The 21,595-nt window shown below is 51.9% G+C and carries 17 protein-coding genes; 8 read left to right on the top strand and 9 right to left on the bottom strand.

Features of this window, described 5'->3' with window-relative positions; all coding sequences use genetic code 11:
* Window positions 1–19 precede the first annotated feature (19 nt).
* Window positions 20–727 (bottom strand): dTMP kinase, encoded by a 708-nt coding sequence (locus tag ACOXYR_RS19770; RefSeq protein ID WP_415729289.1) that lies wholly within the window; start codon window positions 725–727, stop codon window positions 20–22.
* Window positions 728–900: 173 nt separating this feature from the next.
* Here ACOXYR_RS19770 and ACOXYR_RS19765 point away from each other — a divergent pair, with 173 nt between their 5' ends.
* From ACOXYR_RS19765 to lptG, 7 genes are all read left to right on the top strand, one after another.
* Window positions 901–1,614, top strand: coding sequence for a nucleoside/nucleotide kinase family protein (locus ACOXYR_RS19765; RefSeq protein ID WP_108476077.1), 714 nt, complete (start codon window positions 901–903; stop codon window positions 1,612–1,614).
* A 40-nt stretch (window positions 1,615–1,654) separates the two neighbouring features.
* Window positions 1,655–2,407: a nucleoside/nucleotide kinase family protein gene (locus ACOXYR_RS19760; protein WP_407731930.1), complete on the top strand. Its 753-nt coding sequence runs from the start codon at window positions 1,655–1,657 to the stop codon at window positions 2,405–2,407.
* 97 nt (window positions 2,408–2,504) lie between these two features.
* Window positions 2,505–3,842 (top strand): lipopolysaccharide biosynthesis protein, encoded by a 1,338-nt coding sequence (locus tag ACOXYR_RS19755; RefSeq protein WP_421356642.1) that lies wholly within the window; start codon window positions 2,505–2,507, stop codon window positions 3,840–3,842.
* A complete protein-coding gene (locus ACOXYR_RS19750) occupies window positions 3,839–4,663 on the top strand; it encodes a hypothetical protein (protein WP_421356643.1) in 825 nt (274 codons plus the stop codon). Before ACOXYR_RS19755 ends, ACOXYR_RS19750 begins: the two co-directional genes overlap by 4 nt.
* A 19-nt stretch (window positions 4,664–4,682) precedes the next feature.
* Window positions 4,683–5,294: a YtfJ family protein gene (locus ACOXYR_RS19745; RefSeq protein ID WP_421356651.1), complete on the top strand. Its 612-nt coding sequence runs from the start codon at window positions 4,683–4,685 to the stop codon at window positions 5,292–5,294.
* Window positions 5,281–6,351 carry an LPS export ABC transporter permease LptF gene (lptF, locus tag ACOXYR_RS19740; RefSeq protein ID WP_421356644.1) on the top strand — a complete coding sequence of 357 codons (1,071 nt, stop codon included), beginning with the start codon at window positions 5,281–5,283 and terminating at the stop codon, window positions 6,349–6,351. Before ACOXYR_RS19745 ends, lptF begins: the two co-directional genes overlap by 14 nt.
* Complete coding sequence (gene lptG, locus ACOXYR_RS19735) at window positions 6,348–7,427, top strand: LPS export ABC transporter permease LptG (RefSeq protein WP_407731935.1); 1,080 nt, start codon at window positions 6,348–6,350, stop codon at window positions 7,425–7,427. Before lptF ends, lptG begins: the two co-directional genes overlap by 4 nt.
* 44 nt (window positions 7,428–7,471) lie before the next feature.
* On the opposite strand, the gene spt is transcribed toward lptG, so the two are convergent.
* From spt to ACOXYR_RS19715, 4 genes are read right to left on the bottom strand one after another with little or no spacing between them, the layout of a single operon-like run.
* Window positions 7,472–8,644: a serine palmitoyltransferase gene (gene spt, locus ACOXYR_RS19730; protein WP_407731936.1), complete on the bottom strand. Its 1,173-nt coding sequence runs from the start codon at window positions 8,642–8,644 to the stop codon at window positions 7,472–7,474.
* The gene (locus ACOXYR_RS19725) at window positions 8,631–8,891 is read right to left on the bottom strand and encodes an acyl carrier protein (RefSeq protein WP_108476084.1); all 261 of its coding nucleotides are present in this window, start codon (window positions 8,889–8,891) and stop codon (window positions 8,631–8,633) included. Before ACOXYR_RS19725 ends, spt begins: the two co-directional genes overlap by 14 nt.
* A 31-nt stretch (window positions 8,892–8,922) precedes the next feature.
* Window positions 8,923–9,834: an NAD-dependent epimerase/dehydratase family protein gene (locus ACOXYR_RS19720; RefSeq protein WP_421356645.1), complete on the bottom strand. Its 912-nt coding sequence runs from the start codon at window positions 9,832–9,834 to the stop codon at window positions 8,923–8,925.
* Window positions 9,831–11,576, bottom strand: coding sequence for a fatty acyl-AMP ligase (locus ACOXYR_RS19715; protein WP_421356646.1), 1,746 nt, complete (start codon window positions 11,574–11,576; stop codon window positions 9,831–9,833). Before ACOXYR_RS19715 ends, ACOXYR_RS19720 begins: the two co-directional genes overlap by 4 nt.
* 279 nt (window positions 11,577–11,855) lie before the next feature.
* Between ACOXYR_RS19715 and ACOXYR_RS19710 the strand changes: the two genes are divergently transcribed.
* Window positions 11,856–12,995 carry an N-acetyltransferase gene (locus ACOXYR_RS19710; RefSeq protein ID WP_421356647.1) on the top strand — a complete coding sequence of 380 codons (1,140 nt, stop codon included), beginning with the start codon at window positions 11,856–11,858 and terminating at the stop codon, window positions 12,993–12,995.
* Between the two features lie 92 nt (window positions 12,996–13,087).
* Here ACOXYR_RS19710 and ACOXYR_RS19705 read toward each other — a convergent pair whose 3' ends face one another.
* From ACOXYR_RS19705 to ACOXYR_RS19690, 4 genes are all read right to left on the bottom strand, one after another.
* On the bottom strand, window positions 13,088–14,452 hold the full coding sequence (locus ACOXYR_RS19705; protein WP_421356648.1) for an HlyD family type I secretion periplasmic adaptor subunit: 1,365 nt from the start codon (window positions 14,450–14,452) through the stop codon (window positions 13,088–13,090).
* On the bottom strand, window positions 14,439–16,625 hold the full coding sequence (locus ACOXYR_RS19700) for a type I secretion system permease/ATPase (RefSeq protein WP_421356649.1): 2,187 nt from the start codon (window positions 16,623–16,625) through the stop codon (window positions 14,439–14,441). The genes ACOXYR_RS19705 and ACOXYR_RS19700 overlap by 14 nt, the downstream gene beginning before the upstream one ends.
* A 100-nt stretch (window positions 16,626–16,725) precedes the next feature.
* On the bottom strand, window positions 16,726–18,078 hold the full coding sequence (locus ACOXYR_RS19695; protein ID WP_108476089.1) for a TolC family outer membrane protein: 1,353 nt from the start codon (window positions 18,076–18,078) through the stop codon (window positions 16,726–16,728).
* 180 nt (window positions 18,079–18,258) lie between these two features.
* Window positions 18,259–21,135: a retention module-containing protein gene (locus ACOXYR_RS19690; protein WP_421382157.1), complete on the bottom strand. Its 2,877-nt coding sequence runs from the start codon at window positions 21,133–21,135 to the stop codon at window positions 18,259–18,261.
* Between the last annotated feature and the right edge of the window lie 460 nt (window positions 21,136–21,595).

The following is a 21,595-nucleotide window of genomic DNA, read 5'->3' as shown; positions in this document are numbered from 1 at the left end:
ACCGGGCTTAACAGGGTAATCAGCCCTGTGACAACGGCGTATACCCCCGGCGCTCCATAAAGCGCATCACCGCGTTTTCCGCGTCGTTCAGCACCTCATCCAGTGGTTTATTCGCATCGATATCAACCCGTTCGGCGCCGTTAAATGTGAGCTGCGGGGTAATCGCTATCTTCCGTGCCAGCGATTCTCGCTTATGATCGGGTTTCCGCGCACAGGCTACCTCAAGATCAACGTTCAGTTTAATGACTAAATCCGGTTTATGGCTGGCCATCCAGTGGAAGGCCTTGCGTTCACATTCAGCCAGCCATGAAACAAAACGGCTACCGGTCACATTGGGCGGAAAAACGGTACCGTCGTAAGCGCCGGGGATCTGCGCCTGAGGGTAGCGATCGGTTAACACGATTAATCCTTTTTTATGGCATGCCAGCATATGGCGAAAACGGAGCAGGCGGCGTACAACAAAAGCGGTAATTACCAGCGCGGGAAGCGGGCCGGGTAATTTTTTCGCCGTTTTCACCTGGTTGCGTTCTATGGTTTTATGCAGTGATTTACCCATTAAGGGGAGTTTGGTCACGGCACGACCAACGTTGCCAGCCTGTTTTCCCAGATGAACCTGTTCTGCAGGGCCATATTTTTTTAAGGTGGTAATCAGACGTTCACAGACAGTGGATTTACCGGAGCCGTCACTGCCAATAACGGCAATAACCGGCGGTGTTATTGACTGCATAAATAAATTCCTTATTTAATATATTCATATTAAATATTGTTTTGATAAATGTATTTAAGCGTGACGATAGTTTATCGCATGCTGACATTTAATTATTGTCACGACAATGCCGAAAAGATATTCTGAGCACAATGCCAGTAATATACAATCATTTCTTTAATAATGGATTTTCCATGAGCCAATATAATATTCAAAAGGTTAATCCACCTTTTGTCAGAGTGATTGCCATTGTCGGTTGTGATGGTTCCGGTAAATCAACACTGGCTTCGGCGCTGGTTGAAAAGCTTGCCGTAAACCTGCCTACGCAATTACTTTATCTTGGGCAATCCTCCGGGCGTATTGGCGAATGGATTACGCAGCTGCCGATTATCGGTGCGCCGTTTGGCCGGTATTTACGTGCCAAAGCCGCCAGGGTTCATGACTATCCTTCCTTACCGCCGGGCAACGTTAGCGCGCTGGTTATCTTTTTACTCTCCTGCTGGCGGGGCTGGAAGTTTCGCAAAATGCTGCGCAAAAGCCAGCAAGGTTATGTATTGATAACCGACCGCTACCCGCAGGTGGAAGTGCCCGGTTTTCGTTTTGATGGCCCGCAACTGGCAAAGACGCAAGGCGGTAACGGCTGGGTGTGTCTGCTCAGAAAAAAAGAACTGAAATTATATCGCTGGATGGCTTCTTATATCCCTGTGTTATTGATTCGCCTCGCGATTGATGAGCAAACGGCCTTCAGCCGCAAGCCCGATCATTCACTGGCGGCGCTGCATGAGAAAACTACCGTGATCCCTACACTCAATTTTAACAATGCGCCCATTCTTGAGCTGGATGGACGCCAGCCAGCGGATGCCGTCCTCGCTGAATCATTACGTTCGATTCAATCCGCGCTTTCCTGATTGCCGCAATCTGATTGTGACGAATTCAAGAGTGAACACCATGGAAACAACCAACCTCACCCCGGCCACAGTGCCTCAGACCGAATCTATTTCTGGTCTGATTGCGGTGGTGGGCTGCGATGGCACCGGTAAATCAACCCTGACCACGGATCTGGTGAAACAGCTACAAATGCAGTGGGTTACTGAGCGTCGGTATCTGGGGCTGCTTTCAGGAGAAGATGGCGACAAAATCAAAAAGTTACCGCTGATTGGTGTTTGGCTTGAGCGGCGACTGGCCGCGAAGTCGTCGAAGACGCAGAGCATGAAAAACCGATCGCCAGCGCTTTGGGCCGCGTTGATTATGTTCGCCTTTTCGCTTCGTCGGCGAGTGAAGTTACGCAGGGTTCAGCAACTGACGCAACGTGGCGTGCTGGTGGTGAGCGACCGCTTCCCCCAGGCAGAAATCTCCGGCTTTTATTACGATGGGCCGGGTATCGGCATTGAGCGCGCGACGGGGAAAATAAAGCAGCGACTGGCAGCGCGCGAGACGTTGCTATATCAGAACATGGCGCGCTATCAACCAGATTTAATTATTCGACTGATGATTGATGTCGAGACAGCGTTTTCGCGAAAGCCCGATCATGATTATGAAGAGCTGCGGGATAAAATCGACGTGATGTCGAGAATTCACTACAACGGTTCACGCATTATAGAGCTGGATGCGCGCGCACCTTATGCCGAGGTGCTGAAAAAAGCATTGTCGGCAGCCTCTGAGGTGGCTGCGATTTCAAAACGCCAGCGTGTGGCGAATTAATATGAACGGCTGCTAATAAAGCATTTAATTAAATTATGAATGCAAAGTATTTAATTCTTTGTTGAATATTAGAGCCTGACGGACTGTTATTATTACAATGAAAAATTGGTTTTCTGATGGCGCGTTCCGCACCATTATTCGCAATAGTGCGTATTTAGGCTCCAGTAATGTGGTGAGCGCTCTGCTGGGGTTGCTGGCACTCTCTTGTGCCGGTAAGGGCATGACGCCGGCGATGTTTGGCGTGCTGGTGGTTGTGCAGTCTTACGCCAAATCCATCAGCGATTTCATCAAGTTTCAGACCTGGCAATTGGTGGTTCAGTACGGCACGCCCGCACTGGAAAATAATAACCCGCAGCAGTTTCGTGATGTGGTGTCGTTTTCCTTCGGTCTGGATATCGCCAGCGGGGCTGTTGCTATTGTTGGTGGCATGGCGCTGCTGCCATTTCTCTCTCATTCCATGGGGCTGGATGCGCAAAGCTTCTGGTTAGCCATGCTTTATTGCACGTTGATTCCCTCGATGGCGTCATCCACGCCGACCGGCATTTTGCGAGCGGTCGACCGATTTGATCTGATTGCTATTCAGCAGGCGACAAAGCCTTTTCTGCGCGCGTTGGGTAGCGTAATTGCGTATTACGGTGATTTTGGTTTCGCCGGATTTGTGATTACCTGGTACGCCTCGAATCTGGTCGGCGGCACAATGTACTGGTGGTTTGCCGCCCGCGAACTGCGGCGCCGCCATATTCATGGTGCACTGCGTCCCCGGTTGTTTGAATCCGCGCGACGGATACCTGGCGCCTGGGGGTTCGTTTGGTCAACCAACATCGCGCACTCCATCTGGGCGGCCCGCAACTCATGCAGCACCGTGCTGGTAGGCGTAGTGCTGGGGCCAGCGGCGGCGGGGTTGTTTAAAATTGCCATGACTTTCTTTGATGCGGCGGGTACGCCTGCCAGCTTGCTGAGCAAAAGTTTTTATCCGGAAGTGATGCGCCTTGACCCACGCACAAAGCGTCCGTGGATGCTGGGCATTCGTTCTGCGCTGCTGGCCGGCGGGATTGGCATTTTGGTCGCGCTGCTGGTGATTGTGGTCGGCAAACCGCTTATCTCGCTGGTGTTCGGTGTGAAATACCTTGAAGCGTACGACTTAATTCAGGTCATGCTGGCGGCCATAGTGATTTCGATGGTGGGCTTCCCGCAGGAGTCGCTGCTGCTCATGGCGGGTAAACAGCGTGCTTTTCTCGTCGCCCAAACGTTCGCCTCTGCAGGTTACCTGATTTTGCTGATCGCCCTATCGCATATTTTCGGCGTGATGGGCGCGGCGTTCGCTTATTTCTTTGGTCAATGTCTCGACGTCCTGTTTTCGCTGGCGCCGACGCTACGGGCCTATTTTCAGCGTCATTTACTGGTCTTTAAAGGATCGACGGAGGGCGGAAAGTGATGGATAAACGTTTTGCACCTGAAGTGACCCGGCGCCTGTTTACGGCGGTAGAAGAGGACGATTACGTGGATGCGCAGGTCAGCCTGCCGCCGGTGATTGATTTACACTGCACGCCGGAAATCATTCAGGACAACTATGCATTGTGTCTGCAATTCTGGGAAGAGGGGGTAACGCGCCAGGATTTGCTCGATCTGACGTTGAAACAGGCAAGCGGTGTTGAACTCTCTGCAGCAGAACGCCTGCAGTACAAATATATGCGTGCGCGCTATAAGCATCTGCGTTTCGCCCAAAGGCTGTATCTGCAAAAACACCAGGCCGGTTTCCTGTTTGGCAAAACGACGGTCTATCTTGGGCGCTTTCAGGATGGATTTCGTAATCAAAAGAAGGATGTCATTGGCTTTTACGGCAGGCTGCTACGGGTGTATTTGAGCTCGCCGGTATGGGGGCTGGTGCGCTACCGCTTGCGCCATAGCACGCTGGCGAGCGTTGACAATTTTGTCGCCTGTCGCCGATCGCAAATGCAGACGCTAAAGACAATCATCGCTCGACCAAAGCTCACTGGGCGCGAATTCCATGACGTGCGAAAAATCATCAGCCAGCAGGTTTCGTTTTACGACACTCTGCGGTCGATTGACCCGGATAACCGCGAAGCATGTCAGGTTTCCCGCTTTTTGGCCGCCATCAACGGGCTGATGGGCGATAAGCATGATGAGATGGTGGCCGACGACATGGAAAATCGTCTGGCCTATGAGACGCCCGTGGCGCTGGACGAGGACATCCGCCAGCGCTTAGAACTGCTTCTGGCGCGCTTTCCGCTGTAAAAGGACGCTCAATACGATGATGGATAATCGATGGAGAGGCACATGCGCCATTATGCTGTTGATAACACTATTGAGTCTTCCCGGCCTGGCGGCGGCGCACAATTTTGTCGTGGGTAAGGCCGTTTCGCCAATCGCCATTAGTGACGGCGGCGAGCTGCAGCTAAATGACGACGATAGCATTGGTTATGACCCCTGGAACAGCGCGCAACTGGTGGGGAAAGTGCGCATAGTGCAGTACATCGCAGGGCGGAAATCGGCGAAAAAGAAGAATTCACTGCTGATTAAAGCCGTCGAGAAAGCGCACTTTCCTGGCGATGTGTTTCAGCCTACCACCATTGTGAATACCGATGATGTCATCTTCGGCACCGGCTATTTCGTGCGTGAGAAGATTGAGAAAAATAAGCGCCGATATGCCTGGGCGCAGTTTGTCATCGACGGCGGCGGCGTGGGGCGCAATAGCTGGCAGCTTCCGCAAGAGAGTTCCACCATTTTTGTCCTCAACCATCAGGGGCAAATCGTGTGGGCCAAAGACGGCGGCCTGACGGGAAAAGAGGTCAGCGAGGTGATTAAGCTGCTATGGGTGCTCATTTCTGAAAAAGAAAGGTCTGCGGCTAAACATGAAACTGATTGAGCGCTACATCATAGGGGGAACCTGTCGCCTGATGCTGATTATGGTCGGTTTTTTGATCTTCATTTTTACCTGCTACTGCGCACAACGTTATCTCACCGAAGCCGCTAACGGCACGCTGGCGCTGGAAGTGGTGTTGAGCGTGGTGTTCTATAAGGTACTGATTGCACTTGAGATGCTGCTGCCCGTCGCGCTGTATGTGTCGGTGGGCGTGACGCTGGGTCAGTTGTATACCGATTCGGAAATCACCGCCATGTCTGCCGCTGGCGCCAGCCCACTGCGTCTGTATAAAGCGGTTGTGTTTTTGGCTATCCCGTTGAGTATTCTGGTGATGTTGCTCTCTGTGTACGGTAGACCGTGGGCGTATGCGCAAATCTATCTGTTAGAACAGGAATCGCAGTCGGAGCTGGACGTTCGCCATTTGCAGGCGAAAAAATTCAACGTCAATGATAACGGCCGGATGATCATGGCCGAGATGATTCATCCTAAGTCGAATCATTTGAATGAAGCGCTGATTTACACCTCGGCAGCCGGAAAAACCAGTCTGTTCCGCGCGCAATCTATTGATGTGATCGACCCTTCCCCTCTGACGCCAACGGTGATGCTACACGCCGGAACGGCCTATACGCTCGACCAGGAGGGCAGCGACGATAACGAGCAAATTTACCGTAATCTTGAATTGCACCTCAATCCGCTGACGCAGCGGGTGGAAATTAAACGTAAAGCCAAACCGGCTGAGACGCTGTCGGTTTCCAGCGATCCGGCTGACCATGCGGAGCTACAGTGGCGAAAAAGCCGCGGCATCACCGCACTGTTGATGGCGATGTTGGCTATTCCATTAAGCCGCGTAAAACCCCGGCAAGGGCGCTTTGCCACGTTAATCCCGCTGACACTGATGTTCGTCGCGATTTTTTACGGCGGCAATGTTTGCCGAACGCTGGTGGCGAATGGCGCGATACCCCTGACGCCCGGCGTTTGGCTGGTGCCGGTTCTTATGCTTTTCGGCATGCTAGTGCTGATGGCGCGCGACTTCTCCTGGCGACAGACTTTTTTCCGATGACGTTATTGAGCCGATACCTGATGCGTTACCTCTTCACCGGTTTTGCGGCGGCGGCGGGACTGCTGCTGCCGTTGTTCAGTACTTTTAATCTGATCAACGAACTGGATGATGTCAGCCCTGGCGGCTATCACTGGACGCAGGCGATGCTGGTGGTGTTGATGACGCTCCCGCGCTGCCTTATCGATCTTGGGCCCTTCATCGCGCTGCTCGGCGGAATTGTCGGGTTGGGGCTGCTGTCGAAAAGCAGTGAGCTGACGGCCATTCGCAGTAGCGGTTTTTCCGTTTTCAGGATTGCAATGGTGGCCCTGTGCGCGGGCGTGATATGGGCGGTATCGCTGGGGGCGATTGATGAGTGGGTGGCCTCGCCTTTACAGCAGCGGGCGCTGCAAATGAGAAATGTGTCGATGGCCGCCGGGAACGGTATCGATATGACCGGGAATGTGTTGTGGGCTCGTCGCGATAATACGTTTATGACCGTGAAATCACTGAACGAGCAGGGGCAGCCTATGGGGGTGGAGATTTTTCACTATCGCGACGACCTCTCACTTGCGTTCTACATCTATGCCCGGAAAGCGACCATTGTGAAAGGCGATAAGTGGGTGCTTCAGGACGTGCGTAAAAAACAGTGGCATGAGGGCAGGGAAACGATTGAAAGCAAAGCAAGTTTACCGTGGAACGCCTTTTTCACCCATATGGGTCTGGACGTGCTCTCGTTGCCGGGAAATACCTTTTCCATTCGTCAGCTTAATCATTACATTGCCTATCTCAAGCAGACATACCAGCCCAGCATGGAGTACCAACTGGCGCTCTGGCAAAAGCTGGGGCGGCCAGTTTTAACGTTGGCAATGATCTTACTGGCGATTCCGTTTGCCTTTGTTACGCCGCGCTCGTCAGGGCTCGGCAGCCGCTTAGCCATGGGCGGTATTCTGGGGCTGCTGCTCTACATCAGTTATCAAATTATGGTTAATCTGGGATTATTGTTCGCCCTCAATGCGCCGTTAACTGCGCTGGCGTTGCCGACGGCCTGCGTGATTGTGGCGATACTCCTGGTGCGGAGATACGATCTGGTGCGGTGAGTGAGTCAGCCATGCGTCGTGATATGCGCATGGCTGAACTTGTTTCAGGACTTCAGCGCGGAGAAGGCCTGAATAATGGCATCGATCTCTTCATCGCTGTGCGCAGCGTTTATGCTACAGCGCAGCAAAGTGATTCCTGCTGGTGCAGCGGGTGGTAAAATCAGGTTCACATAAACGCCGGCTGTAATGAGTTCACGCCAGATCTTCAGACCTTCCTCTTTCGACCCGATAATCACCGGCACAACCGGGCTGATATGCGAACCGAGCTGATAGCCCAGTTTTTCCAACCCTTCATACAGACGATGCGCGTTATCCCACAATTTTTGCCGCAGCGCGGGCTGGGTGGCAATGGTGTGCAGAGAGGATCGCACGGAGGCGATGCTGGAAGGCGATGGCGAGGCGGTGAAAATATAGGGGCGGCTGCCATAGCGCAGCACTTCCATCTCTTTACCACCGACGGCGAAGCCGCCGATAGATGCGAGACTTTTACTGAAGGTGCCGACGATGATATCAACATCCTGCTCAACGCCGACCGCTTCAGCCAGCCCCCGCCCATGTAGCCCCATCACGCCAAAAGAGTGCGCTTCATCCACGATCAAAAAGCCGCCCAGACGGCGCTTAATATCGACAATCTCTGCCAGCGGCGCCACATCGCCGAGCATGCTGTAAATGCCTTCGACGATGATTATGGCGTCACGCGCACGCTCGCCCAAACGCACCATTCGGCGTTCGAGATCTTTCGCGTCATTGTGGCGGAAGCGAATAATCTCTGCGCCGCCCAGAGTACAGGCATCGTAAATGCTGGCATGACTGTCGGCGTCCAGCAGCACCACTGCGTTGTGGTCTGCCAGTGCGCTAATGACGCCGAGATTAGCCGTATAGCCGGTAGAAAAGACAATTGCGCTGGGACGATCGAAGAATTGCGCCAGTTCCTGCTCTAACGCAAGGTGCGGGCCGTAGCTGCCGTTCGCCATGCGCGACCCGGTGGTGCCGGTACCCTGCGCGGCTAACGCCGCCTGGCCCAGGGCGATGGCGTCGGCATTGAAGGTCAAGCCGAGATAGTTGTTGGTTCCCGCCAGAATGACCCGTTGTGTGCCAATGCGCCCCTGTGTGGCGGAATACACTTCGTCAATGCAGGTGCCAAAGGGGGTTATGCCGGAGGTGGAAAACTGCTCGCGCTCGCTGGCGAGACGTGAAAACTTATCATAAAGACTCATTGCGGTTCTCCAGCAGGGGAATTAAAGCATCACGCAATTGCACAGGGGTTCTGACATCCAGCAAGATATTGATAGGAATGGAAATATCGAATTCGTCTTCTAACTCCATCAATAAATCCATCACCTTTATCGACTCCAGGCCCAGATCGTTGACGAGATCACTGTCAGGCTTAATTTCCCGTCCATTTTCGATCATCTCCCGCAAGCAGGAGAGAATGTAATCCATCACTCTTTCACGATTTACCATAGAAATGTTGCCACACCTGTTATGTAGATAATCAAAATAGCCTGTTGTGTATTGCATGCGTCAGGCTAATCCCTGGAGACCAGTTAAAATCGTCGACGGCCTTTTTGATGTTTACCGACCAGTCCGGATGTGTGAGTTCGCATATTTTTGACCGGGTGAGCATCGGTTCTTTTCCTGTCAGCAGGCTGAGCCGCGTGTTGATATCCGCCATCATTTGCAGCAGATACCGGGGAACAGGTATTAATCTGACTGGCCCCTGACGCGCAGTGGCGCCGATGTTCTGAAGATCCTTCCAGCTATAACTCCCGGTGCCGTCGCCTAATTCGTAGGTATGTGCCTGCGGGGTTTCACTGGATAACCACTGCGTAACGGCCTGTGCCAGGTCGATCGCATGAATAAAAGAGAGCTTTGTGTCCGCCGCGCTGAGCTGGGGAAGAACCCCGCGTAACAGCCAGTTGAAGAGCGGTTTGAGTTCTTTGTCACCCGAGCCGTAAACGGCTGTGGGGCGGAAAACGCCCAGTGAGATCCCGGAGGACATTGCCGCTAATTTCTGTTCTGCCATATATTTCGAATTGGCGTACCAGGAGAGTTGAGGATGCCGCGCGGCCAGGGAAGAGATAAACAGAAATCGCTCGCAGTATCCGCCTTCTTTGGCGGCCTGCAGCAGACGCAGACTGCCCATCACATTACACTGGGTAAAAACATCCTCATTATGCCCACGTACCTGACCTGCGCCATGAACAAGGTATCGCGCGCCTTTTACCAGTTCCGCGAGAGAGTTCCTGTCTTCCAGTGAACCCTGGATCCAGGTGAGATGATGGCTTGAGTCATTACGCGGAACGCGGGTTAAGGCTCGAACCGTAAAACCGCGGGAAAGCAGACTGGCAAGAATATGCCTGCCAATAAAACCCGTTCCCCCCGTTACCGCGACCGTATGCGTCATTGCACTAAACCTGCCACCGGAGTTTGCGGCGAGCCAATGGTTTCGCCGAACGGACTTCGATAACGTCGTTTAGCCTCAGCGCGCGCGGGTTTACCGGACGAGGTGCGCGGAATGCTGTGCGGAGGAACAAATTCGATATCCGCCATCACGCCGAATTCACTTTGAATGCGTGCCATAAGCGCATGCAGCGTTTGCTGGCGCTGCTCTTCTGAGTTGATACGGCACTGAATCTGCAAGACAATCCGCTCTTGTGCGGTGACAAACGCAATCGCGTTGCCTGCATGAATGCCCAACTCTTTTTCCGCGACGTATTCAATGTCCTGTGGCCAGATATTTCGACCATGAATAATAATCAGATCTTTAATTCGCCCGGTGACGTAAAGATCGCCATCCAGCAGATAACCCAGATCGCCGGTATCCAACCAGCCGGTTGACTGAATTTCCTGTTGTGAGGCCATGTCCTGGAAATAACCGCTCATCAGGCTCGGCCCGGAAATACAGATATGACCGATTTCCCGCTCGGCCAGAGGTATACCCAGTTCATTGCGGATTTCAATGGCATGCCCTGGAAGGGCCTTGCCGCAGTTAGCGAAGGTGGAAATGGCGCGTGTTTGGGCGGTGGGCGCAACGGCTTTGCCTTGGCGCTCAAGAATATCACGGTCGATTTCATTGACTTGCAGCCCAGCGGCTTCAGCGGAGAAGCTCACCGCCAGCGCATTTTCGGCCAGACCATAGCAGGGCATAAAGGCGGAAGAGTCAAACTGCGCCTGACGAAAGCGTTCGCCGAACTCGGTTAACTGCTGCGCAGGAATAGGTTCTGCGCCAATGCCCGCCACACGCCAGCAGGAGAGATCGAGCTCGGCCAGATCGCGATCGTTGACGCGACGCAGGCACAGGTCATAGCCGAAAGGTGGCGCAACCGAGACCGTGCAGCGGTTTTGGTTGATTAGCTTTAGCCACTGGAGCGGGCGCATGGCAAAATCCTGCGTGCGCAGATAATCGACAGAGCGCTGCGTCGCGACCGGCGTTAATAGAAAGCCGACTAACCCCATATCATGATAGAAAGGCAGCCAGGAAACGCAACGATCGCTTGCGCGTAATTTTATCCCATCGTGGCTAATGACGCGTAAATTCGCCATTACCTCTCGGTGCGTAATAATAACACCGCGCGGGAAGCGGGTGCTGCCAGAGGTATATTGAAGGTAAGCAATATCATCGGGAGACGGCAGCGGGAGTTCCCCCTCTTTTTCTGCCAGCGCATTAAAGTCGGCATGGCTTAAAATATGAAGCGTGGCGTTATCTGTATTTTCTACATCAATAAGTGAGAGCCATTCATCACTGCTAATAATTGCGGCGGGTTTACAACTGGCCAATAAACCCTGAAGTTTGGTAGTGTAGGCGTCACGTTGCCCTACGCCCATTGGAATGGCGAGCGGAACAGCAACCAAACCGGCGTACTGACAAGCAAAAAAGGCTTCAACGAACCCGGCGCTGGTTTCGGCAATAAGCGCGACGCGCTCGCCCTTACCAATGTTCAGCGACAGCAATCGCCGTGCGCCAGCTCTCGCGCGTTGTTGCAGCTGGTGGTATTTCAGTGTGCTCTCAAGCTGGAGGCGCCGATCGTAGAAATACATACCGGCGCAACTCAGGGCTGCATAGTCCAACGCTTCCACCAGAGTGGGGAAGTCCGCATAGCGCATCGGCAGAGTCAGTGTTGGGTTATTGTCGGACATATACACCATGAATAATATTTAATTAAAAAGTTACAGGATAATTCGGCGAGGCTAATATAGTTTATATTGTTATGAAAGGTAAAGTTTAGAGTGGTCTTTATTTTGGTGGCTTGAATAATATATTCATTACATAGGGTTTGTTGCGTTTATTTATTATTTTTATCAATTGATAAGCGATTTTGTTGGCATTTATTGTAAATCTAAAATACGGGCTGTTTAGTAACCTGAGATGCTCTTTTTAAATTATTCATTGCTGTTATTTTTTAAAATATATAATGCAGGTTGTTTATGATTAGCGTTGAAAAAGTGGTGAGTAAGCGCGAACGCCAGGATTTTATCTCTTTTCCATCTTCACTTTATGGCGACGATCCCGCCTGGATTCCGCCTCTGATGATTGAACGTAAAGAGCACCTTTCTGAGAAGAACCCGGGCACGGAGCATATCCGCTGGCAGGCGTGGGTTGCACGAAAAAATGGCGCGCTGGTGGGGCGAATCACCGCGCAAATCGACACGCTGCACCGCGAGCGCTACGGCGATGACAGCGGACATATCGGGATGATTGATGCAATTGATGATGCGGACGTTTTCAGCGCGTTATTTTTGGCCGCGGAGGCATGGTTACGCGCGGAAGGGGCGCGAAAAATTACCGGCCCTTTTAGCCTGAACATCAATCAGGAGAGCGGCTTACTGATTGACGGATTTGATACGCCGCCTTTGGTGATGATGCCGCACGGTAAACCCTGGTATGGCTCGCGTGTAGAGCAACAGGGATATACCAAAGGCATTGATTTATTGGCCTATTGGATGAAACGTACTGATTTAATGTTTTCGCCCTCGCTTACGCGTCTGATGGATCAGGTACGCAAAAAGGTGACGATTCGCCGCATTAATCGCAAACGCTTTGCCGAAGAGATGCAAATATTGCGCGAGGTATTTAACTCCGGCTGGCAACATAACTGGGGGTTTGTCCCCTTCACCGAGCGTGAATTCGCCACGATGGGCGATCAACTGAAGTTTCTGGTGCCTGATGACATGATCTACATTGCGGAGATTGAGTCGACGCCCTGCGGCTTTATCGTGGGCATGCCCAATATTAATGAAGCGATTACCGATTTAAACGGTAGTTTGTTGCCGTTCGGTTGGGCGAAGCTGCTGTGGCGCTTAAAAGTGAGCGGTGTACGCACGGTGCGCGTGCCGCTGATGGGCATTTGCAAAGAGCATCAGTTTAGCCGGATTGGCCCGGTGATTGCGCTGTTGTTGATTGAAGCGCTGCGCGAGCCGTTTGCGAAGCGGCGCATCGATGCGCTGGAGATGTCCTGGATTCTGGAAACCAATACGGGAATGCGGACGATCCTTGAGAAAATTGGTGCTGCGCCTTATAAACGTTATCGGCTGTATGAGAAGGATTTAGGTGGGCAATTGCGCTGAATTGCGCCTGATGGCGCTGCGCTTATCAGGCCGACAAGATCACGTAGGCCGGATAAGGCAGTACGCCGCATCCGGCATTACGGTTTACACGATTACCGCTCGCGGAAGGCTTCCGCCCGGGCACGCAGAATCGGTTTTAACAGGTAAGCCAGAATGGTTTTTCGGCCCGTTATGATGTCCACCGAGGCGACCATTCCGGGGATGATTACCAGTGGTTTTTCATCGCTACCGAGGTGATTCTTCTTGGTGCGCAGGCGCACAATGTAGAAACTTTTCCCGTCTTTATCGGCCACCGTATCCGGGCTTATCTGTTCAAGCGTGGCTTTCAGGCCGCCATAGATGGTGTAGTCATAGGCGGTGAATTTCACCATCGCTTCCTGGCCGGGGTGCAGGAACGCAATATCTTGTGGGCGAATTTTAGTTTCAATCAGCAGAGTGTCATCCAGCGGGACGATTTCCACCAGGTCGCTACCCGGCTGGATAACCCCGCCGATGGTGTTGACCATCAACTGCTGCACGACACCGCGAACGGGTGAGGTCACCAGCGTACGGTTAACCCTGTCTTCAATCGCCTTACCGGAAGCCTGCGTTTTGCTGAGATCGGTGCGCGCTTCGTTAAGCTGGGAGAGCGCTTCGCTGCGATAACGATCGCGCGTTTCGCCAATCTTGTTTTCGATTTCCTTAATGGCGGCTTCCGCGCGAGGGATAGCCAGGGTGAGTGATTCCAGTTGGCCGCGCGTGTCGACTTCCGAGCGTCGCAGGCGCAGGATTTCCACCTTCGAAATCGCCCCTCTGGCAACCAACGGCTCCGACATACTGATTTCCTGTTGCAGCAGGCCAAGACTACGGCGGGTCTGGCTGGCTTTCGCCTGATAGTCCAGGAGTTCCTGTTTCTTCTGCACCAGTTGTTCATTCAGCCCGCTAATTTCGCTATGGATCCGCTGTCTGACGCTGGTGAAAAGTTGCATTTCACCATTGGCGATATCCGGCGATTTCTGTGTGATTTCCGGCGACAGTTCCAGCGTTTCTTTATCGGCAAGTTGTGCGGTAAGACGCTGAATGCGCGCTTCCAGCGCCAGACGGTCAGCTTCAGACTCCCCGGCGTTTGAGCGAAAACGCGTATCGTCCAGACGCAGCAGTGGTGCGCCTGCCTTCACGATTTCGCCTTCATGCACAAACACTTCCGAGACAATACCGCCTTCCAGGTTCTGCACTTTTTGCAGACGCGAAGACGGAATGGCGCGGCCATCGCCACGCGTGACTTCATCGATATCGGCCAGCGCAGCCCAGGTCAGCATGACCGCAAAGAATGCCAGAATCGCCCACAGGGTGATGCGCACCACGCGCGGGGAGTCATCGAGCAGCGCTTTATTGACTTCATTTGCAGTGAGTGTGCTTGCACTTTTATCGCCAAAAAGCCATTTTGTTAGACTCTTCAATAGGTTAGCGGTTCGCATGGATTTGCCCCTTCCTTAGTGCATTCATGACGCTTTCTTTAGGGCCGTCGGCAATGATTTTGCCGTTATCGAGAATAATCAAACGATCTACCAGCGACAGGAGCGATGCCCGGTGAGTAACCAGCAGCAACGTTTTGTTGCTGACGATGGGCGCAAGCGCTTTTTTGATCAAATCTTCGCTGGTGTTGTCCATTGAGCTGGTGGGTTCATCCATTAACAGGATGGGCGGGTCAAGCAGTAAGGCCCGGGCAAGTGCGACGGCCTGGCGTTGCCCGCCAGATAAATTCATTCCTCGTTCGCCCACCTGCATGTTGTAGCCAGAGGGGTGGCGACGAGCAAACTCATGCACGCCAGCCAGAGTGGCAGCACGAAGCATCGTCTCTTCATCAACATATCCCGCGCCACTTAGCAGGTTATCACGCAGTGTGCCGCTGAACAGGTGAATATCCTGCGGCGCATAACCAATATTGTGGCGAACATCGTTAATGTCGAGCTGGCGTGAATCAATACCATCAATAAGGATTGTCCCACCTTCAGGCTGATAAAAACCAACCAATAGTTTGGCCAGCGAGCTTTTACCTGAACCGCTACGCCCGATAATCCCCACTTTTTCCCCGGGCGTAATTTGTAGCGAGATGCCATTTAGCGAAACATATTGGTTTTGCGGATAACGGAAAACCACATCACGAAATTCTATCGCGCCAGAGAGCGTTTCGCGCTTCAACGGTACTTCATCACTTTCAACTTCTTGTTCCAGATCCATCATTCGATCGATGGTGGCTTTGGTCATCCGGGCGCGTTGATAGCGGGTGATCAAGCCACAAAGCTGGCCGATAGGCATCATTGCCCGGCGATTTAACAGGTAACAGGCGATTAAGCCCCCCATACTCAGGTTGCCAGCAATGATGCTATATACGCCGGCCACAATCAGGACGACGCCTCCAAACTGCTGGATCCAGGTGGTGAAATTGACCGCTATATAGGACAGCGATTTTACGCGAAGCTCCAGCTTACTGAGCTGGCTGATGATTTGTTCCCACTGGTACTGGCGTTCGCTTTGGGCATTGTTGACTTTGATTGCATCGAGCCCGGTGACGGTTTCAACCAGCATGGCTTGCCGTTCGGTTGAGAGGCGATAAGTTTTATGTACCTCAGCCAACAAGGGCTTCTGAATCATCCAGTTAACCAGTAATGCGATGGGGTAACAAAGAAGAGGAACGACGGCCAGCGGGCCGCCGATAATCGCAATGACCAGCAATATCAGTAAGGTAAAAGGCAGGTCAATGAGAGCGGTAAGCGTTAACGAAGACAGGAAATCCCTCACGGATTGATATTCCTGAAAGTTCTGCGTAAATCCCCCTACTCTTGCGGGGCGTTGCTTCATTTTCATCCCCAACAAACGCTCAAAGAGCGCTGCGGAAACAATCAGATCGGTCTTCTTACCCGCCAGATCGAGGCAGATTCCCCGCAATATCTTGAGAATCAGATCAAAAATAAACGCGATGGAGATGCCAATGGCCAGTACCCAAAGCGTGGCCGTCGCCTGATTTGGGACGACGCGATCGTAGACGTTCATCACAAAGAGCGGGGTCGCAATCGCGATGATATTGATGATAAAACTGGCGACGATGGAATCAAGGTAGAGGAATTTCGACAGTTTTAGCGTGTCTTTAAACCAGTTTTTGGTTTTCGGGATATCCGCTGTTGGCTGGCTGTCAAACTCATGCTCCGGCTGAAGAAAAATCACTTTCCCACTGTAGGTTTCAGCCAGTTTTTCCATGTCGAGCACCACTTCACCGCCTTCCGTTTCCGTCGGAAGCAGCCGGGCCCGATGTTGTTCATCCCAGCCAATCAAGACTGCCGCCTGCTCATTTTTCAGCAGCAGTATGGCGGGGAGAGACATGGCCGAGATCTTATCCAGCGGGCGATGCAGTACACGGGCTTTAAGCCCTGCGCGTTGTGCAGCACGCGGAAAAACACTTTGCGTGAGTAAGTTTGCCTGCAAGGGAAGGCCCGCCGTTAAGACGTTACGGCTGGTAATGATGTTGTGCAGTTTACAAACGATTATCAGCGAATCGAGCAAAGGATCGTCATGACTTTGACGCGGGTCGTCTCTGAGAGAATCCTCAGCAGTGGTGATCACAGGATCAAATGAATCAGGAGATGCGGCCATATTCAGACCCTCAAATTCCAGCGAAAATTCGCTAAGGCGCAAAGAAAATAGGGGCCAGTCCATCTGGAACAGATGAATTAGCCCGTGAGCCTAATATCACTTATTTCAGTTCAGGCAGATTGACATGAGCCGTTTGCTGCTCTTCTTCTGGCTGGGCCGCAGAAGGGGCCTGAATCTTGAGCTGTTTCAGCAGATCGCCAATTCGTGCGTTGATACGGTACGTTGTGAACATCTCAACGAATTGCATTTCGACGTAGCGGCGCTGAGCTGTGAAAACTTCGTTTTCACTGTCCAGCATATCCAGCAGGCTGCGTTCGCCAATACTAAATTGTTCCTGGTAGGCTGTGCGTACGATGGCGCTGCGTTCAGCGTAATCTTTTGCGATAGGTACCTGTTTCTTCGCATTTTCCCATGCGTTCCATGAGAGGCGTAACTCCTCATCTAACTGACGAAGCGCGTTGCGTTTGACATCCTGGGCTTCCTGCATTTTGTAAGCGTAGGAAGAGAGTTGTGCCTTGTCGCTGCCGCCATTGAATAAGTTATAACGCATCCTGACCATCGCCTGCCATTCCTGATCGTGGCCGCGCGTACCGTCGACGTTATTATCCATACGACGGCCAACATCAACGTCCACACTGGGATAGAAGCGGGATTTCGCCGCTTCATACTGTTGGCGAGTGGCTTCAACATCGGAATCAGCCTGCTTCAGAAGGGGGCTGTTCTCGAGCATCAGTTTACGCGCTTCGACCTGTGAGGCGGGGATCTGAGTCATAACCGGGAGTGACAGATCCGTTGCCTCTTTGCCCACAACGCTATAGTAATTGGCTTGCGCATCCTGCAGGTTGGTCTGTTCAGTGAGCAAATTATTCTGTGCTTGAGCGAGACGAGCCTGGGCCTGCTCGAAGTCTGCCGTTCGGCCCACGCCTTGTTCAGTACGAAGGCGAATCTGGTCAAAAACACGTTCATGATTTTTAAGATTTTCTTCGGCCAGTTGCACCATCTTTTGTCGCATTAATACATCCAGATATGTCTGGATAGCGTTTAGGGCAGTCACCTCGCTGGTGTTCATCACCGCGTGCGCCCGGGAATTTACGGTTGCCTGTTGCCTGGCAACTTCGCTGGTGGTGGCAAACCCATTAAAGAGATTCTGGCTCAGATTTATGCTGGATTCACTCCGGTGTAGATCGCGGCGATGATCGTTTGCTGCGCGCGTAGTGGCGTTATCTGTTTGTTCCCATCCTGTTCCTGCGGTGAGGTCAAGGGTGGGCAGATATCCCCCTTTCGCTGCGCGTAAATCTTGATCCGCGGAATAACGACTGTTGACTGAAGCACTGACCTGCGGATGCCACAGTAAACTGTCTTTCACCGCCTGTTCAAGTGTCGCTGCGCTAACGTTCTGCGCGAAAAGCAGTGGTAGAGAAAGAGTGGTTAATACGCGAATCGATTTATGCATGATGATGTCCTTTCATTATGTTCTGTTCCCTTGCTGGTGAGTTGGCCCACCAGAGGTAATGTCGTGAGACAAATGTAATGCGTTCAGAAGCTATGTAATTCAAAATATTCGACTTTGCCGCTCGAAGAGCGCAGATCGATGCAATGCGCACCCTTGCAGGGTGCGCATTTATCTCACCTGTCAGGACTCCGATTCTGGCTTCGCAATTAAGTGATCGACCTGTGATTCGTCAGAGATAGCCCAGACATCGCTGTTCTCAGCATCACCACCTTCGGCTGGTACATGCTGTACCTGCTGGCTATCGACCCGAGCGAGTTCTTCTGGCGTTTGAATAAGATCGCTAAGGTTTTGATTTCCTTCATTGTGAAGCAGGTCGTTGAAGTTTAAAGGTTCCTCCTGGCTCAACACTCCCTGCTCAGTTTCCAGCGGTTGTGTCGCGGCGGGGTCAGTATCCATTGTGGTTTTTCCCATCCCCGTTTCGCTTTGGTCTCCCAGAAGCGTCTGCAGCGAATCTGTTTCGCTGTCTGGTGTGAGCTGCGCGGTATCATACAAGACTGAGTCGAGGCTAAGCTGCGATGTATCAATGAGTAAGTTATCTTCATTGACTTCCTGCGGATCGTCTTCAGCATTTGCCTGCAAACTTGGATCGGTATTCTCAGTACTTTCGTCATGGGAGGATGACTGCGTTGACACGTCGCTTTCATCGGTTGATGAAACAGGCATGTCGGCAGAGTGCATGTCGATGCCCTCTGCTTCGCTGTCGTAAGCCATGCCTTCGTCACCATCAAAGATAAATTCGCTTTGATGATCGCCATCAATAGTGGTTTCCACATTCATGGTGATATCACCCAGATCTTGCTGGCCATCCGGCACCGTTACGGTCATCGTGCCTTTGTAGCCCGAAGTGCCGTCAGGGAAGGTGAGGGTATAAACGCCATTTTCATAGGTGACGGTTACAGAACCGGAAGGATCGCCACTGGTAAATGTTGCCCCTTCAGGAAGGCCCTCAAGGGTAACCTGCGTTAGCGATTCTGCGTCATCAGGGCTATCAAGCTGAATATCCAGCGTAAATTTCAGCGTCCAGGTCGCTTCGGTGTCGCCAGGATATGGGGAAAGACCGTCGCCATAGATGATGCCTTCAATATGGTTGGACGCAGGACTGCCCAGGATCATATTCCCGCTCTCTTTCCCATAGACGGCAATCGCGGTGAGTTCGTTCAGGTGACCATTGTTGGGGTCGCTGGCTTCTACCCTATAATCTTCTCCGGCACCCACCAGGAAGATGTAGTCCTTGTAACCCTCCCCACTGGTAATTTTATTACCCTGAACCTTCGAGACATCACTGTTGTTGTTAACGTCCAGAACAAAGATGTCACTGTAGTTTTCGCCTGCTTTGTCCGAACTGGCATTGCTCTTGTCGTAATAGACAATTTGGTTATTCGGATCGCTACAGGTGGGCGGTGTATCCCCTGGTGAGATCCAGACGCGTACGTTATCGCCAATAGCGACTATTTTCCCCTCAACCACATCGAACCCGAGTCCGCTGGGATCTTTGCTGCCGCCATTCACTTCAAGAAACTTGTCATCCGAAGGTTCGCCTGGATTTTCCTGCGGTGCGCCTGGCGTGACGTTTACGGTTAAGCGGTAGTCGGTGTCAGTGTCCGTATCGGTATCAGTGTCCGTATCGGTGTCGGTGTCCGTATCGGTGTCGGTATCCGTATCGGTGTCGGTATCGGTATCCGTATCGGTGTCGGTATCGGTATCGGTATCGGTATCTGTATCGGTGTCCGTATCGGTGTCCGTATCGGTGTCAGTGTCCGTATCGGTGTCCGTGTCTGTATCGGTGTCAGTGTCCGTATCGGTGTCTGTGTCCGTGTCGGTATCGGTGTCCGTGTCTGTATCGGTGTCCGTGTCTGTATCGGTGTCAGTGTCCGTATCGGTGTCCGTGTCGGTATCGGTGTCAGTGTCGGTATCGGTGTCAGTGTCTGTATCGGTGTCAGTGTCCGTATCGGTGTCGGTATCCGTATCGGTATCGGTATCCGTATCGGTATCGGTGTCCGTATCGGTATCGGTGTCCGTATCGGTGTCGGTATCGGTATCGGTGTCCGTATCGGTATCCGTATCCGTATCCGTATCGGTGTCAGTGTCCGTATCGGTGTCAGTGTCCGTGTCGGTATCGGTGTCCGTATCGGTGTCCGTGTCCGTATCGGTGTCAGTGTCCGTATCGGTGTCAGTGTCCGTATCGGTGTCGGTATCCGTATCGGTGTCGGTATCGGTGTCGGTGTCCGTATCGGTGTCTGTGTCCGTATCAGTGTCCGTATCGGTGTCCGTGTCTGTATCGGTGTCAGTGTCCGTATCGGTGTCGATATCCGTATCGGTGTCGGTATCCGTATCGGTATCGGTGTCCGTATCGGTATCGGTGTCCGTATCGGTATCCGTATCCGTATCGGTGTCTGTGTCCGTATCGGTATCAGTGTCCGTATCGGTGTCCGTATCGGTGTCAGTATCGGTATCGGTATCGGTATCGGTGTCCGTGTCTGTATCGGTGTCAGTATCCGTATCGGTATCGGTATCCGTATCGAGAATAGTCAGTTCTTCTTCAATTTCAGTATCAGGAAAGTTCAACCCATCCGTAGGGTATCCCGCAGTGGGATCGAGTATTTCTCCAGTAAGATCAAGAACGACATGCGTATGTGCGCCTCCAGCACCCGGCGTTCCGCTCTCAGCAACGGCCTGTGGCCCTGCCGCGGTTGCTTCAAGAGTTTGTGTTGGATCCATGCCATCGGCAATTGCCTGTTGGATTGCAGCAATGTCACTTGTCGTATCTTCTGCAGGAATGAAAGGGGTGGCGTTTGCGGTATTCCAATGGCTATCTCTGCCCAGATCGAGCGTTTTTCCATTCGGTAGAGTTATTGAAACTGCCCCGGTAGTGCTGGTTTCAATTTGCTCACCAGACAGGATTTTATCGCCCTCCACCAATAAACGCTTGCTTCCATCAGGGGAGATAGCGAAGGCTTGCCCGACTAACGCTTTTATTATTCCAACTACATCGCTCATAATACATTCCTCTTAATCTTACGTGAACGTTTCCATTTGTTCATGGCGGTGTGTTTTTAAATTAAAATATCTCCATGATTTTTATCGCTGTTTGTCTTGTTTCGATGCTTATCATCTCATATAAATTTCTTTGAGCTACTCGTTAGAGTTCGTCAAGTAAGACGATGGATTAATTGAACCCGGTTTGTAGTAATAAAATAATACGCAAAACATGTCGTTTCTTTGATTTTAATGTCGTTTTCTTAAGAAATTTCTGTAAAGAGATTTCCTGTCAGCGCACTGTTGTTTCGCAAACTTATGTTATTTGATTGTAGTAATCTGAAATGAAATTTCAATGAAAAGTTGTCTGTTGGTTGTTTATCTGTATCTCAATGAAAAAATAAGATTTTTTATCTTTGTGGCTATGCTCGCAAGGTGTGTTTCATTGATGAAGATTATTGTTTGAATCTAATTATAAAGT

This window comes from Pseudocitrobacter faecalis (assembly GCF_965231525.1).
Classification (GTDB): domain Bacteria; phylum Pseudomonadota; class Gammaproteobacteria; order Enterobacterales; family Enterobacteriaceae; genus Pseudocitrobacter; species Pseudocitrobacter faecalis.
This window is presented reverse-complemented; position numbering and strand designations above follow the sequence as displayed.

What these genes read in the sequence shown, in the direction of transcription:
- ACOXYR_RS19770 (WP_415729289.1), bottom strand. Translation starts at nt 727, where the DNA reads ATGCAGTCAATAACACCGCCGGTTATTGCCGTTATTGGCAGTGACGGC.
- ACOXYR_RS19765 (WP_108476077.1), top strand. Translation starts at nt 901, where the DNA reads ATGAGCCAATATAATATTCAAAAGGTTAATCCACCTTTTGTCAGAGTG.
- ACOXYR_RS19760 (WP_407731930.1), top strand. Translation starts at nt 1,655, where the DNA reads ATGGAAACAACCAACCTCACCCCGGCCACAGTGCCTCAGACCGAATCT.
- ACOXYR_RS19755 (WP_421356642.1), top strand. Translation starts at nt 2,505, where the DNA reads ATGAAAAATTGGTTTTCTGATGGCGCGTTCCGCACCATTATTCGCAAT.
- ACOXYR_RS19745 (WP_421356651.1), top strand. Translation starts at nt 4,683, where the DNA reads ATGGATAATCGATGGAGAGGCACATGCGCCATTATGCTGTTGATAACA.
- lptF (WP_421356644.1), top strand. Translation starts at nt 5,281, where the DNA reads ATGAAACTGATTGAGCGCTACATCATAGGGGGAACCTGTCGCCTGATG.
- lptG (WP_407731935.1), top strand. Translation starts at nt 6,348, where the DNA reads ATGACGTTATTGAGCCGATACCTGATGCGTTACCTCTTCACCGGTTTT.
- spt (WP_407731936.1), bottom strand. Translation starts at nt 8,644, where the DNA reads ATGAGTCTTTATGATAAGTTTTCACGTCTCGCCAGCGAGCGCGAGCAG.
- ACOXYR_RS19725 (WP_108476084.1), bottom strand. Translation starts at nt 8,891, where the DNA reads ATGGTAAATCGTGAAAGAGTGATGGATTACATTCTCTCCTGCTTGCGG.
- ACOXYR_RS19720 (WP_421356645.1), bottom strand. Translation starts at nt 9,834, where the DNA reads ATGACGCATACGGTCGCGGTAACGGGGGGAACGGGTTTTATTGGCAGG.
- ACOXYR_RS19715 (WP_421356646.1), bottom strand. Translation starts at nt 11,576, where the DNA reads ATGGTGTATATGTCCGACAATAACCCAACACTGACTCTGCCGATGCGC.
- ACOXYR_RS19710 (WP_421356647.1), top strand. Translation starts at nt 11,856, where the DNA reads ATGATTAGCGTTGAAAAAGTGGTGAGTAAGCGCGAACGCCAGGATTTT.
- ACOXYR_RS19705 (WP_421356648.1), bottom strand. Translation starts at nt 14,452, where the DNA reads ATGCGAACCGCTAACCTATTGAAGAGTCTAACAAAATGGCTTTTTGGC.
- ACOXYR_RS19700 (WP_421356649.1), bottom strand. Translation starts at nt 16,625, where the DNA reads ATGGCCGCATCTCCTGATTCATTTGATCCTGTGATCACCACTGCTGAG.
- ACOXYR_RS19695 (WP_108476089.1), bottom strand. Translation starts at nt 18,078, where the DNA reads ATGCATAAATCGATTCGCGTATTAACCACTCTTTCTCTACCACTGCTT.
- ACOXYR_RS19690 (WP_421382157.1), bottom strand. Translation starts at nt 21,135, where the DNA reads ATGAGCGATGTAGTTGGAATAATAAAAGCGTTAGTCGGGCAAGCCTTC.